At 43.3% G+C, this 14,352-nt stretch carries 14 protein-coding genes and 1 pseudogene; all 15 read left to right on the plus strand.

Annotated elements, in window-relative coordinates:
• Positions 1–135: pseudogene (locus WFH18_RS14350) on the plus strand (IS30 family transposase); the annotation flags it as partial.
• Complete coding sequence (locus WFH18_RS14355) at positions 128–1,954, plus strand: fimbria/pilus outer membrane usher protein (protein WP_336755102.1); 1,827 nt, start codon at positions 128–130, stop codon at positions 1,952–1,954. The pseudogene WFH18_RS14350 and the gene WFH18_RS14355, both read left to right, overlap by 8 nt.
• A gap of 10 nt (positions 1,955–1,964) precedes the next feature.
• Positions 1,965–2,375, plus strand: a complete 411-nt coding sequence (locus tag WFH18_RS14360; RefSeq protein WP_005107879.1) for a hypothetical protein — start codon at positions 1,965–1,967, stop codon at positions 2,373–2,375.
• 271 nt (positions 2,376–2,646) lie between these two features.
• Positions 2,647–3,927 (plus strand): glycosyltransferase family 4 protein, encoded by a 1,281-nt coding sequence (locus WFH18_RS14365; RefSeq protein WP_262458167.1) that lies wholly within the window; start codon positions 2,647–2,649, stop codon positions 3,925–3,927.
• Positions 3,928–3,947: 20 nt separating this feature from the next.
• Positions 3,948–4,499 (plus strand): phosphatase PAP2 family protein, encoded by a 552-nt coding sequence (locus WFH18_RS14370; RefSeq protein WP_004278361.1) that lies wholly within the window; start codon positions 3,948–3,950, stop codon positions 4,497–4,499.
• Positions 4,500–4,586: 87 nt separating this feature from the next.
• Complete coding sequence (gene iscX, locus WFH18_RS14375; protein WP_004278360.1) at positions 4,587–4,787, plus strand: Fe-S cluster assembly protein IscX; 201 nt, start codon at positions 4,587–4,589, stop codon at positions 4,785–4,787.
• A gap of 110 nt (positions 4,788–4,897) precedes the next feature.
• A complete protein-coding gene (gene ndk / locus WFH18_RS14380; protein ID WP_004647460.1) occupies positions 4,898–5,329 on the plus strand; it encodes a nucleoside-diphosphate kinase in 432 nt (143 codons plus the stop codon).
• Between the two features lie 122 nt (positions 5,330–5,451).
• Complete coding sequence (gene rlmN / locus WFH18_RS14385) at positions 5,452–6,687, plus strand: 23S rRNA (adenine(2503)-C(2))-methyltransferase RlmN (protein WP_004278358.1); 1,236 nt, start codon at positions 5,452–5,454, stop codon at positions 6,685–6,687.
• 14 nt (positions 6,688–6,701) lie between these two features.
• Complete coding sequence (gene pilW / locus WFH18_RS14390; RefSeq protein ID WP_005103248.1) at positions 6,702–7,502, plus strand: type IV pilus biogenesis/stability protein PilW; 801 nt, start codon at positions 6,702–6,704, stop codon at positions 7,500–7,502.
• Positions 7,493–8,284 carry a helix-turn-helix domain-containing protein gene (locus WFH18_RS14395; protein WP_004647463.1) on the plus strand — a complete coding sequence of 264 codons (792 nt, stop codon included), beginning with the start codon at positions 7,493–7,495 and terminating at the stop codon, positions 8,282–8,284. The genes pilW and WFH18_RS14395 overlap by 10 nt, the downstream gene beginning before the upstream one ends.
• A 23-nt stretch (positions 8,285–8,307) precedes the next feature.
• Complete coding sequence (gene ispG, locus WFH18_RS14400) at positions 8,308–9,429, plus strand: flavodoxin-dependent (E)-4-hydroxy-3-methylbut-2-enyl-diphosphate synthase (RefSeq protein ID WP_262458168.1); 1,122 nt, start codon at positions 8,308–8,310, stop codon at positions 9,427–9,429.
• Positions 9,430–9,432: 3 nt separating this feature from the next.
• Positions 9,433–10,728: a histidine--tRNA ligase gene (gene hisS, locus WFH18_RS14405; RefSeq protein ID WP_262458169.1), complete on the plus strand. Its 1,296-nt coding sequence runs from the start codon at positions 9,433–9,435 to the stop codon at positions 10,726–10,728.
• Between the two features lie 30 nt (positions 10,729–10,758).
• The gene (locus tag WFH18_RS14410; RefSeq protein ID WP_005103250.1) at positions 10,759–11,457 is read left to right on the plus strand and encodes a YfgM family protein; all 699 of its coding nucleotides are present in this window, start codon (positions 10,759–10,761) and stop codon (positions 11,455–11,457) included.
• Positions 11,454–12,602, plus strand: a complete 1,149-nt coding sequence (gene bamB, locus WFH18_RS14415) for an outer membrane protein assembly factor BamB (RefSeq protein ID WP_262458170.1) — start codon at positions 11,454–11,456, stop codon at positions 12,600–12,602. The genes WFH18_RS14410 and bamB overlap by 4 nt, the downstream gene beginning before the upstream one ends.
• Before the next feature lie 168 nt (positions 12,603–12,770).
• Entirely contained in the window at positions 12,771–14,180 is a 1,410-nt protein-coding gene (der, locus tag WFH18_RS14420; RefSeq protein WP_004278348.1) for a ribosome biogenesis GTPase Der, read from the plus strand.
• The last annotated feature ends 172 nt before the right edge of the window (positions 14,181–14,352 follow it).

The raw sequence follows: 14,352 nt of genomic DNA on the forward strand, positions 1-14,352 counted from the left end.
CATTATTTAAATCAAGTTGCCATGTCACTGAATACTCGTCCTAGAAAAGCGTTAGATTGGCTTACACCATTAGAGAAATTTGCTCAGCTTGTTGATTATCATAAGACTTTTCAAACTGTCGCACCTCATGTTTGAATTCGCCGAACCTGAAGATATTGAAGAAGGATTTTTACGTGTCAATACGACGCTCGATGTTGAATTTCCAAAAATCTTTTCAAGACTTACCTTGGGAGATACGACAAGTCCTTATAGCAGTTTAAATAATTCTTTTCGGTTTGGGGGGCTAAGCTTTGGTACCAACTATACCAATCGTCCAGACTTTGTTTACTGGAATGCGCCGACTTTAAATGGAAGTGCAAGCGTACCCTCAACAATTGATCTATATATTAATGGGGTACGTTTATATCGGGATTCTGTGACCCCCGGTAATTATAATCTTCCTGCTGGAGCAATGCTGAATCAGGCGGGTGATGCGCAAATTGTTGTAGAAGATATTTTAGGGAATAGGACCGTCCAGAGTTTTCCCGTTTATATTAATAATCGATTATTAAAACCAAAATTGAATGAATATAATATTTCATTGGGTAAATTAAGATATAACTATGATTATGTCGATGATGATTATCGGGAGTTTTTTACAAAATTGTTTTATCGGCGAGGTGTAACTTCTTCAATGACCTTGGGAGGAGATTTTTTATATAGTAAAGATGTCAGCAATTTTGATTTTTTATGGACCCAAGGAATAAGTAAATACTTGCTTATGGATAGTGCATTTTCAGTTAGCCAGACAGAAGTGGATGATGAACAAGGATATGCGGCTTCGATAGCTCTAAGTCGGGATTTCAGAAACTGGTCCTTTGGTTTAAGTAGTCGATATTTTACTCAGGAATATCAATATTTAAGTGGTGATGTATATGACTCTAATATTGAAGCCTCAAATATTCTATATTTTAATTTTTCCAATTTGAGATTCATTGATGGATTAAATCTTAGTTATATTTATCAATCTTATTATGATCAAAATGGTTTTAGTAATGATACTCAGAAAATTTTTGATATTCGAGCTTCAAAAAGCTTAACAAAAAAATTATATACAAATTTTGGCTTTTATAAAGATTTTGGGAATGATGGGGATCATGGTTTCAATATCGCCTTATCTTACGATTGGGAAGAAAAGGGTCAAATTTATTTAAATCACGATACTGAGGATAATGAAACGGGTTTAAGTTTTAGTCATAGAACGATGACTCAGAATGGTTTTGATTATGTTTTGGGGGTTAATCGCACTGAAGAAGAAGTGAATTACAATGCTTATGGTTTATGGAAAACCAGTATTGGTAATTTACAACTTTCTCATGATGAGTATGAGGATCGTCGTAATTCACAGGCTATGTTTGAGGGTGCCTTGGTCTGGTTGGGGGGTAAAATGGCATTCACTAAATATGCTGATAATGCTTTTGCTTTGGTTGAGGTGGACCAACATCCAAATCTTGATATCTATCGCTCAGCGAGTCTAGCTGGAAGCACCAATAATCAAGGCTATATGTTTATACATAACATCATCCCTTATATCCATTACGATATTTCTTTTGACCATAACCAGTTAGCGATGGAAGAAACTTTTGAACACTCTTCTAAAAAAATGATTGGTCTGGATCAACGTGGATATAAGCTGAATTTTCCTATCTATAAAACCAAACGTATTGCGCTAAGAATTAAAGATGCACAACAAAATAATTTAGTCATAGGCTCTGAGGTTCTTGTGGATGGTCTCAGTACAGAACCTTCTTTTGTTGATAGTAAGGGTATTGTTTACCTATATCTATTTAAAGCAGGCACTTACAACATTAAAGTGAAGACTAATAGAGGGCAGCAGTGCCAGGCTCAATTCATTCTGAATGAAAACCAATTCCAGAATTCAGACAAGCAAATTCTGGAAACTATATGTAAGTAGGAGTAGAAAAATGAAAAAGCTCTTTTTATTTATTACCGCACTCAGTATGAGTGAAATAGCCATGGCCCAATATTGCTCGATTGATGGTTTTACCACTCCAGAATTACGTCTAGCCAGCTATCAGCGTAGTCAGGCTGCCACTTCATTTAATATTTCATGTGATATGGGCTATTCAATTTTATTTAATAGTCAGAACCTGGTGAGTTCCAACGGGATAAGTTATGTGTCTAATGGTCCTAATAAATTGCGTACCAAATTAAATTTGAGTGGTGCAAATAGTGGGTTATGGGGAGTCAGAGTTAATCAGGGAGCTTCACAGAGACAGAAATATATCGTTTCGGTTCAACTCGAAGAGAATCCTTTTAATGGGGTTCCAGCTGGAACTTATCGTGATCGGATTTCTGTCGATATTAATTTTTAAATCATAGAAATAAGGAAATTGCCTGAAAGACTTTAAACCAACCTGGGATCAGTACAGTAGAGCAACCATGCAGAAACTTTGAGGGAGTTAAATGAAGATCTGTATAAAGTGAATATCTTTTTAGTCTAAGGAATAATTGGTATTCACTTATTTTTTTAATATAAATAATAATTTAGAAGATTTATTTTTGGTTTTTTTAGTTATTTTTATTCATCAAATAGTCATGAGATCTTTCTATACTGGGTGAAAAATATAAGCGAATAGGTGCGAGATGCAACAAATTTCCATCTCAGAATTATTAGAGCAAAGACCTGTTATTCACAAAATCCAGTTTGATTTAAAAGAGCAACGTAAACAGGCTATTCGTGACAAAATAGTCCTAGAAGATCTGACACGGTCCCGTTTAAAAATTGCCATCGTTACCGAAACTTGGCCTCCTGAAATCAATGGTGTTGCCCATGCTTTATTGCAACTTTGTAAAGGATTACAAAAACAGGGGCATAAGATTTTATTAATACGTCCAGAACAACGACAAGCTTGTAATGATTTTCAACCGCATAGTGAATGTCTGGTTAAAGCGCATTGCATTCCTAAATATAGTAATTTGCAGTTTGGTAGACCGCAATTTCTAAAAATCCATCAAGCTGTTGAAACTTTTATACCCGATATTATTCATATTGTGACCGAAGGCCCTTTGGGTTTGGTAGCTCAGCAGCTTGCAAAATTCCATAAAATTCCAGTCTCTAGCGGTTTCCATTCGTCATTTCAGGAATTTAGTCGGTTTTTTGATTTGGCCTTTTTACTGAAGCCAATTCAAGGTTATTTAAAGTGGTTTCATAATAATACTGATTTGACCTGTGTCCCGAGTCGAGGCACGGCTCAAGCCTTAAATCAGTTTGGTGTAACTTGTCCCTTGGCAGTCGTGGGCAGAGGCGTCGATCCAGATACATTTTCACCAAAGTGGCGATCACCAGATTTGCGCTATGCTTGGGGAGTTTCCAACAAGACCCGGGTGATGTTGTATGTCGGACGGCTTTCTCCTGAAAAGGAAATTGACGTGCTGATCAAAACCTATTTTGTGCTGCGTCAGGTTCGTCAGCAAGATGTGCGTTTGGTGGTGGTCGGAGATGGGCCGGATCGCACTCGACTGCAACAACTGAATCAGGATGGTAGCATTGTTTTTACCGGTAGCTTGACAGGGGAAAAACTGTCAGCGGTGTATGCCAGTGCAGATGTATTCTGTTTTGCCAGTCAGGTAGAAACCTTTGGAAATGTGGTATTGGAAGCGATGGCCAGTGGCTTGCCAGTGATTGCTTATGATTATGCTTGTGCAAATTTGCATGTGCAGCATGGTGAAACGGGATGGTTGAGCAGACTTGGACATCAGCAAGGTTTGATCCAGCAGATGCTCGGATTGCCTGATCTGCAAAAATTGCAACAAATGGGCGCGCAAGCACGTAAAAAAGCCGAAAAGGTAGGCTGGCAATACCCGGTCCGGCAATTTGAACAAGCACTGTATTCACTGGTACAGCATCAGGAATACAGGATATAAAACAAGAAAGGAGCAACAGTGTGAAACTCCAGAATGTAAAAATTAAATTTTTAGAAATCGATTTGAAAGGCTGTGTTTATCTGAATCATTTTTCGCATTCAGTCCGTATTGCCACTTTTTTTAAAATGATTAGCCGCTTAGGAAATGGTGCATTTTGGTATTTCATGCTGATACTGGTCTGGATCATGCAAGGCTTGATCTATACCGTGCAGATTGTTTATCTGATTTTGGGAAGTACTATAGGTACTATGATTTACAAGGTGCTTAAAATCAAAACTGTACGACCACGTCCTTATCAGGTACATCAAGTGATCCGTTTGGGTGAGCATCCACTGGATCATTTCAGTTTTCCTTCCGGGCATACCTTGCATGCCGTGATGGCAACCACCGTTTTAGGTTATGTCGCACCTTTATTACTGATGCTGATGTTGCCTTTTACGGTTCTGGTCGCAGTGTCCCGAATGGTGCTGGGATTGCATTATCCAAGTGATGTGGCAGTTGGCGCAATTCTGGGTGGCATGATGGCAATTGCCATTGTCCTGACCGCGCCTTATCTGAATATTGTGCTGTAAAAATAAGTGAAAGCCGGAGCAAAGGCTCGCAGATTTTCACAGATTTGTTAAAGTACAGCATCAAAGCAATTATGGTGAGAAATAGAGATGGGTTTACGTTGGACTGACACGCTCGATATCGCGATTGAACTCTATGAAGCGCATCCAGATGTGGACCCGCAGTGGATTCGTTTTACTGATTTACATGCCTGGGTGTGTGCTTTGCCTGAGTTTGAAGATGATCCAACCAAGTCGACTGAAGGTTTGCTTGAAGCCATTCAAATGGCATGGATTGACGAGGCACGCTAAGGCCTCATCTTAAAAAAGCATTTTTTTACAGATGAAAAGCAGAAAAATGCGCATTATCTCGGTATAATGCGCCAAATTTTCATGTCAACAATTGACTTAAGGAGCCTATCATGGCTATCGAACGTACTTTATCTATCGTTAAACCAGACGCAGTTGCTAAAAACCACATCGGCGACATCTTTGCTCGTTTCGAGAAGGCTGGTCTTCAAATTGTTGCAACTAAAATGAAACATTTGACTCAAGCTGAAGCTGAAGGCTTCTATGCTGAGCACAAAGAACGTGGTTTCTTTGCTGACCTAGTTGCATTTATGACTTCTGGTCCAGTTGTTGTTTCAGTTCTTGAAGGCGAAAACGCTGTTCTTGCTCACCGTGACATCCTTGGTGCGACGAATCCTAAAGAAGCTGCTCCTGGTACTATCCGTGCAGATTTCGCTGTAAGCATCGATGAAAACGCTGCTCACGGTTCTGACTCTGTAGCATCTGCTGATCGTGAAGTTAACTACTTCTTCGCTCAAACTGAGATTGCTCCACGTACTCGTTAATTCGCAGTATTCAAGCCAGATAAGTGTTATTATACTTATCTGGTTTTTTTATTCTCTGAATAATTCTTTGCTCACATATTGAGCTTCTCCTTTCATCTTTAGACATGGTTTAGGTAATACACATGAGTACTGAAGCAGTCGCTGTATCAGCAGTTTCTGAGCCACAGCAACACACTCCATCCGCTCCAGCACAGGCAAATACTGTCGAGAAAGTGAATTTACTTGGCATGTCACGTCCGCAAATGGAAAAATTCTTTGAGGACATGGGTGAGAAGAAGTTTCGTGCCGGGCAGGTGATGAAATGGATTCACCAGTTCTTTGTGACTGATTTTGCTGAAATGACCAATATTTCCGGCAAACTGCGTGAAAAACTGGAAAAGATTTGTGAAATTAAAGCGCCTGAAGTGGTGCATAAAAACTATTCTAAAGATGGTACCCGTAAATGGGTATTCCGTGTTGGCGACGGTGAAGGTTCCCTCGTCGAAACCGTATTGATTCCTGCTGAACATCGCAGTGGTTTACGTCGCACTTTGTGTATTTCTTCACAAGTGGGCTGTGCACTGGACTGTTCATTCTGCTCAACCGGTAAACAGGGTTTCCAGCGTGATTTGACTCAAGCCGAAATTATCGGTCAGCTCTGGATGGCGAACTATTCCTATATGGAAGATGTGCCTGTACTTGAGCGTGAACGTTCAGTCACGAACGTGGTGATGATGGGCATGGGCGAGCCATTGCTCAACTACGATGCAGTATTGAATTCAATGCGTATTATGCTGGATGACTTTGCATACGGCATGTCAAAACGTCGTGTGACTTTATCGACTTCTGGTGTGGTACCGAAAATCGATCAGATGGTCAAAGATATTGACGTGGCGCTGGCTATTTCATTGCATGCGCCAAATGATGAACTGCGTAACGAGCTGGTGCCGATCAATAAAAAATATCCGCTTGAGCAGCTGATTGCTGCATGTCAGCGCTATATTGCTAAAGATGGTAACGAAAGTTCACGTAAACATGTGACGATTGAATATGTGATGTTAGATGGCGTGAATGACCATCCTGAACATGCCCAGCAAATGATTAAGCTGTTGAAGAATTTGCCAAGCAAGATTAATTTGATTCCTTTTAATCCGTTCCCGCATGCGCCATATGGCCGCTCAAGCCGCAACCGGATTATTTCTTTCCAAAAAACTTTGTCTGATGCCGGTTTTGTGTGTACGATTCGTCAGACACGCGGTGATGACATTGATGCCGCGTGCGGACAGTTAGTCGGACAAGTTGCTGACCGCACCCGTCGTGCGGAACAGTGGAAAAAGAAAATTGCGCAATCGAATGAGATCATGCGCTCACAAGGATAATAAGAGGTCGCCAGTTGAGAAATCTAACATCTAAGTTTGCTTTGATTTCAACAGTATGTGTGTCTTTGGTTTTAGTCGCGTGTCAGACGCCAGATCTGGGTCAGAAAGACCCTGAAAAGGCCACCAAAGTCCGTACCCAATTGGCGGTAGAATATTTGAGAACAGGTGACCTGGATGCAGCTAAACGTGCGCTGGATCAGGCACTTGAAAGCAGTCCGCGTGATTCTCAAGCGAATATGATGATGGGCGTGCTATTGCAGCAGGAAGGTAGCAAGCTTAATCTCGAAAAAGCAGATCATTATTTCAAGCGTGCGATTTCGGCAGATCCGAAAAATGCACAGGCGCGAAATAATTACGGCACTTATTTATATCAGCTTGAACGCTATAATGATGCGATCGAGCAGTTTCAAATTGCTGGTGCCACGTTGGGTTATGATCAGCGATTCCGTGCATTGGAAAATATGGGGCGGATTTACCTGAAACTGGGTGATACAGCAAATGCTGAAAAATCATTCAAACAGGCGCTGCAAGCCAATCGCGATTCTTATATTTCAATGTTAGAGTTGGCAGAAATATTTTATTTGAACCAGCAGTTCCCGGCGGCGACACAAATGTATCAACAGTTTGTGCGTGGTGTGGGACAGAAAAATCAGGGTGCCCGTGCGCTCTGGGTCGGCATTCGCACTGCGCGTGCCGGGGGTGATCAGTTGGGTATGCAGGTATTGGTCAACCAGTTACGTGCACTTTTTCCTGAAAGCCAGGAATACCAACGTTATTTGCAATTACAGTACAGTACTGAGGCCGTATGGAAGTAAATCCTAATTCACCATCGAATCATTCGAGCGTAGCTCCAAATGCGTTAGGAAATATTCAACGTCCGGGCGAGTACTTGCGCCAGATTCGTATCAATCAGCAGCGCAATCTGGAAGATGTAGCGAAAGAGCTGAACATCCCGGTCAAAACCCTGACTGCACTGGAACAGGACGAATATAAGTCTTTGCCTGAAGCAACCTTTATCAAAGGTTATTACCGGACTTATGCCAAATTTCTGGGTGTAGATGCGTCTAGTATTATTCAGCGTTTTGATGAAATTTATACCAATGATACCGGGCTGCTGCCGAACCATGCCCTGAACAATTCTCCTATCAAAATTATGGGGAAATTGCCAGGTTCCAAGCGTGACCGCAATCGTAAGTGGTTAAAACGAATTTTTATTACGCTGGTACTGTTGCTGATTTTGGGTGCACTGTTTGCCATGATTCAGAACTGGTCGAGTAGTAATTCACAAAATAGCAGTGAAGTCTCTGGAGTAGGCGCTTCTAATGTCGAGATTCTGAATCTGGATACAGGTGCCGCACTTTCCGGTGATCAGCTGAAACTTGATTTTAACCGTCCGACTTCGGTGCATATTGTCGACTCGGCGGGTAATGTTCTGGCAACTGGCCGTCAGGCATCGAGCTTGCAGCTGAATGGTGAAGCGCCATTCCAGATTCGTCTGGATGATGCATCGGCTGTATCACTCAGTTTAAATAATGAAAATATTTCATTGTCACCCTACACTGTGAACGGAAAAGCAGAATTCCGTTTATCACCTTAACAGATCAAGAGTAGAGCAGAACGATGATCGTAAATCCAATTAAACGTCGTCCAACACGTAAAATTCGTGTGGGTTCAGTTTATGTGGGTGGTGATGCACCAATCAGTATCCAGTCGATGACTAATACTGAAACCTGTGATGTAGCAGCTACGGTTGCACAGATTCAGCGCTGTGTAGATGCCGGTGCAGACATCATGCGGGTTTCTGTGCCTACCATGGAAGCCGCGGCGGCATTTGGTGAAATTCGCAAGCAGGTCAATGTACCTTTGGTGGCCGATATTCACTTCGATTATAAAATTGCTTTGGAAGTTGCGGATTTGGGTGCAGACTGCCTGCGGATTAACCCGGGAAATATCGGTTCGGAAGCGAAAATCCGTGAAGTGGTGGCCGCGGCACGTCATAACGACATTTCCATGCGGATCGGTGTCAATGCCGGCTCACTGGAAAAAGATATTCAAAAGAAATATGGCGAGCCAACGGGTCAGGCACTGCTTGAATCTGCGATGCGTCATATCGATATTTTAGACCGTCTGGATTTCCAGGAATTCAAAATTTCAGTCAAAGCCTCGAATGTGTTCCTGACCATGGATGCGTATCGTTTGCTGTCACAGCAAATTGATAATCCGCTCCATCTGGGTGTCACAGAAGCGGGTATTTACCGTACCGGTTCGGTTAAATCTGCGATCGCTTTGGGTGGTCTGCTGATGGAAGGCATTGGGGATACCATGCGTATTTCACTAGCAGCCGAGCCTGAAGAAGAAATTAAAATTGGTTTTGATATTCTGAAATCGTTGGGTCTGCGCTCAAACGGGATTAACTTCATTGCCTGCCCAAGCTGTTCACGTCAGGAATTTAATGTGATTTCCGTGATGCAGCAACTTGAAGAGCGTTTAGAAGATATTCGTACCCCAATGGATGTGTCTGTCATTGGCTGTAAGGTCAATGGGCCGGGCGAAGCCAAAGAAGCGGATATCGGTGTCGTAGGTGCAGCACCACGTTCACTAGTGTACCGTAATGGTGAGAAGAGCCATTTAATTGACACGAATCAATTGGTTGATGAAATCGAAACTATGGTTCGTCAACGTGTTACCGAGCTTGAAGAAGCTAAATCTAAAGAAATTATTCGTACAAGTTTTCCTGAGTAGATCATGAGTTCAATCGTCGCAATCAAAGGTTTTAATGACATTCTCCCAACGCAAACCTCAGCTTGGAGACGTCTTGAACAGCATCTATCCGGTTTGATGGATGCCTATGGCTATCAACAAATCCGTTTGCCTATCGTAGAACAGACTAATTTGTTTAAACGTTCGATCGGTGATGCAACCGATATCGTTGAAAAAGAGATGTATACTTTCCTCGACAAAGGCAATCCGCCTGAGTCGTTGACTTTGCGTCCTGAAGGGACGGCGGGTTGCGTACGTGCCATGCTGGAGCATAACCTGCTGCGCGGTGCGACGCCTCGCGTCTGGTATATCGGCCCAATGTTCCGTTATGAAAAACCGCAAAAAGGCCGCTACCGTCAGTTCCACCAGTTTGGTGTGGAAACTTTTGGTGTTGCGACTCCGGACATGGACGCAGAACTGATTTTGATGACGGCGCGTCTGTGGAAACGTATGGGTGTAGCAGACAAGGTTCAGCTTGAGTTAAATACACTCGGTGAGTCGGATGAGCGTGCAGCATATCGTGCGGCACTGGTTGAATTCCTGGAGTCGCATAAAGCGGATCTGGATGAAGATTCTCAGCGCCGTCTGACCACGAATCCATTGCGTATTCTGGATTCTAAAGATGCCAAAACACAAAGCATCTTGGAAAATGCACCGAAACTGCATGACTTTATGGGTGAAGAAACTCTGGCGCATTTTGCCCAGTTACAGCAGTATTTGACTGATGCAGGCGTGAGCTTCGTGATCAATCAAAAACTGGTACGCGGTCTGGACTATTACAACAAAACTGTTTTTGAATGGACCACAACCCATTTGGGTTCACAAGGAACAGTCTGTGCCGGTGGCCGTTATGACGGCCTGGTGGGGCAGCTTAAAGGAAAGGCAGATCAGTCTGTTCCTGCAGTTGGTTTTGCCATGGGTATCGAGCGTTTATTGCTTTTGCTTGAGCAGGTTGAAGACAATACCCCGACACGTGATTGTGAAGTATTCCTGGTGGCTGAACCGGCTTCTCAAGGTAAAGCTTTGGTCATTGCGGAGCGGATCCGTGATCAGCTTGAAGCAGCAGGCAGTCAGGTTCGTTTGAAAGTAGGCTCACAGGGTTCAATGAAATCGCAAATGAAAAAGGCTGATCAAGCCGGTGCTTTGTATGCGGCGATTTTGGGTGAACGTGAACTGGAAGCTCAGGCGTTTACTGTGAAAGAGCTGGCAACCGCAGAGCAATCGAATGTACCATTTACGGACTTCGTTGCATTTTTTAGTACTAAAATTTCTTCAAAATAATCGATAAAACATTAGGAAAAGGGTAATCTCATGAGCGCAATGAGTGGTGATGAACAGTTTGAAAGCTTAAAATCCTTTACGAAGAAATATGGTTCTTCGATGATTACCGGGATTTTAATTGCGCTGATTGCCTTTTTTGGATGGGAATATTGGCAGAAGAAAAACCTGGCAGAGTCGCAAATGCACACTGCCAAGGTTCAGCAGTTGATGGATGATGCACAGGCATCGAAAGGTGATGGTTTTGCCAAGCTGTCTGAAACTGCGGACAAAATTGTCAAGGAAGCGCCTGACTCAGCTCAGGCGATTCAAACCCAGTTAGTCATGGCGAAACTGGCTTATGACAAAGAAGATTATGCTGCGGCCGAGAAAGCACTACAGAAAGTTGAAAACTCGAAAGTAGATGATAAAGGCCTGGTTCAGGTGGTTAAACTTCGTCTGGCCTATGCGCAACTGGCACAGAAAAAATATGATGCTGCATTGAAAACTTTAGAAGCAGTGACTGAACCTGCATTTAAAGCAACTGCCGATGAAGCACGTGGCGATATCTATGTTGCCAAAAATGATATTGAAAATGCGAAAAAAGTATATCAAAGTGCATGGGATGCTTTGATTGAACGTAAAGAAGAACGTCAGATTTTACAAATTAAGCTCGAAAGCGTAGGCGTGTTAGTCGATGATCCAGAAATCGAACGCCCAATTATAGAAACACAAGCGGAAGAAGCTGCATGAATAGAAAATACAAAATTACCTGTGCCTTGACTGTTTTAACGCTTGCACTGGCTGGCTGTGCAGGTAAAACCACTAAAGTTCCAGAAGTAAAACCGAATCCACTTCCAAAACTGACCCAAGCCAAAACCCTGGTCCCTGTATTTTCCACCAGTGTGGCGTCAACAGATGCTGCTGATCCGTTGCGTTTACGTCTGGATGCAGACAATGGCGTGGTCTTTGCGATTGACCCGAAAGGCGAAGTGTCTGCATTTAAAGGCAAACAGCGTCTGTGGCAGAAGAAAGTCAGCAAAGACAATTTAAGTTCTGGCGTTGAAGCTGCCGAAGGTCTTGTTGTCGTCGGCAACCAGAAAGGTCAGCTGTTTGCGCTAGATCAACAAACCGGCGAGCAGAAATGGACTGCGCAATTGACGGGTGCTTTACTGGCGCCTTCACTGATTCATGCAGGGCGGGTCATTAGTGTCAGCAATGACGGCACCGTATATGCGCATGAAATTGCGACGGGTGCGCAAGTTTGGACTTATGACTTACCTAATGTACAATTCAGCCTACGTGGTATGGCTGCACCGGTTGCATTAGATGCGCGTAATGTACTGATTGCATCTTCCAATGCTTATATCTATGCACTGGATGCCTTAAGTGGTGTGCCAAAATTACAGCGTCGTGTCGCAGTGTCGGATGGACGTTCTGATATCCAGCGTCTGGTTGATATTGACGGTGAACCGGTCGTTGCAGGCCAGTTTGTGGTGACCGCCAGTTATCAAGGTCAGGTGACTGTGCTGGATTTAGCTTCACAACAGGTGGTCTGGAGTGAAGATGCCAGCAGTATCCAGCGTCCAGAAGTTGTGGGCAATGGTGTATTTGTGGCGCAAACCGATGGCAAAATCAAAGCCTTTGAAATTACCTCGGGTCAACCGCTTTGGGAAAATGACCAGTTGCTGAATCGCAAGTTAAGTAATCCGGTGATGCTAGGTACTGATCTTGTAGTCGGCGATCTGGATGGTGTCTTGCACCTGATTGATCCGCGTACCGGACAGATTACTGGTCGTTCGAAAACCTCTGGGGAAGTGCGTAGCTTACGCGTCATCGACAACCAGCTTTATGTTTCTACACGCAAGGGCGCATTAAGCATTTGGCAGAACCGTTAATTTTAACGAGCCTTATGCTAAACTAGCCACAACCGTATTTTTGTGAACGCGGGGTGATTGAAAAATCAATGCCCCGTGTTTTTATTTAGGGTATTTACCCCTTATATCTTCCTATGCTTTCTGATGTTCAGGCCACTTTGACGCCTGATATTAAATAAAGGTTACTCTATGAAACCCGTAATTGCGCTCATTGGTCGTCCGAACGTCGGAAAATCGACGCTGTTCAACCAGATTACCAAGAGCCGTGACGCATTGGTGGCAGACTTTGCAGGTCTGACACGCGACCGTAAATATGGCGATGCTACCTATCAAAATAAATCCTTTATTGTGGTCGATACCGGCGGTATTGGTGAAAATGAAGGTGGTATTGATTCATATATGGCAGAGCAATCCAAAACTGCCATTCATGAAGCTGACATCATCATTTTTGTGGTTGATGCGCGTGCCGGACTGCTGGCTTCTGATGAACAGATTGCCCGTGAATTGCGTACTTTAGGCAAAAAAGTCTTTCTGGTTGCCAACAAAGTTGATGGCGTACATGCTGAAGCTGCCCTGGTTGAATTCTACAAACTGGGTATGGGCGAGCCGCTACAAGTGGCAGCCAGCCATGGTCGTGGTGTTCAGCAGATGCTGGAAGATGTACTTGCTGATGTACCGGAAGATGAAAATCCGGAAGAGCATGACAAAAACACGGGTCTGCGTTTAGCGATTATTGGTCGTCCGAACGTCGGTAAGTCAACGCTGGTGAACCGTTTGCTCGGTGAAGAGCGTGTGGTGGCATTTGACCAGCCGGGTACAACACGTGACTCGATTTATATTCCATTCGAGCGTGATGGCCGTCAATATACCCTGATTGATACTGCCGGGGTGCGCCGTAAAGGTAAAGTTGATGAAATGATTGAGAAATTCTCGATTGTTAAAACTTTACAGGCAATGAAAGATGCTAATGTCATTGTTGTTGTGGTTGATGCGCGTGATGGTATTGTTGAGCAGGACTTGCATTTGATTGGCTATGCACTTGAAGCGGGTCGTGCCATGGTCATTGCAGTCAATAAATGGGATAACATGACTGAATATGATCGTAAGCAATGTAAGCTCGATGTAGAGCGTCGCTTCGATTTCATTCCATGGGCCAAAGTGCATTTGATTTCTGCATTGCATGGAACGGGTGTGGGTGATCTTTATCCATCGATTCACCGTGCTTATGATTCATCACGCTTGAAAGTGTCACCAGCAAAAATCACCCAGATTTTAAATGATGCGACAGATGCCCACCAACCGCCGATGGTTCAGGGTCGTCGTATTAAAATGCGTTATGCGCATATGGGTGGGCAGAATCCACCAACGATCGTGATTCACGGAAACAAGGTGGATAAAACTCCTGCAGATTATCGCCGTTACCTGGAAAACGTGTTCCGTAAAGTGTACAAGCTTGAAGGTACACCGATTAAAATCGAGTTTAAAACTTCGGAAAACCCGTTTGAAGGTCGTAAGTCTCAAGTGGATGAGCGTGCAGCTGCACGTAAACGTCGTTATGTACAGAAGTTCAAGAAAGCCGAGAAGAAATTTAAACGCTAATTCTGTAGTTTAAATTTTTCGGATAAAAAGCCTGCGTAAAGCGGGCTTTTTGTTTAGAGAAAATGTCCCGTCCTGAAATAAGTTTACACCTTAAGAGACTTATTTTATGGAACATAAACGAGAACAACGAGTTAAACGTACACAACGTGACTATAGCTTTGCCTTTAAAATG

The sequence above is a fragment of the Acinetobacter sp. USHLN143 genome, from assembly GCF_037145695.1.
Classification (GTDB): domain Bacteria; phylum Pseudomonadota; class Gammaproteobacteria; order Pseudomonadales; family Moraxellaceae; genus Acinetobacter; species Acinetobacter fasciculus.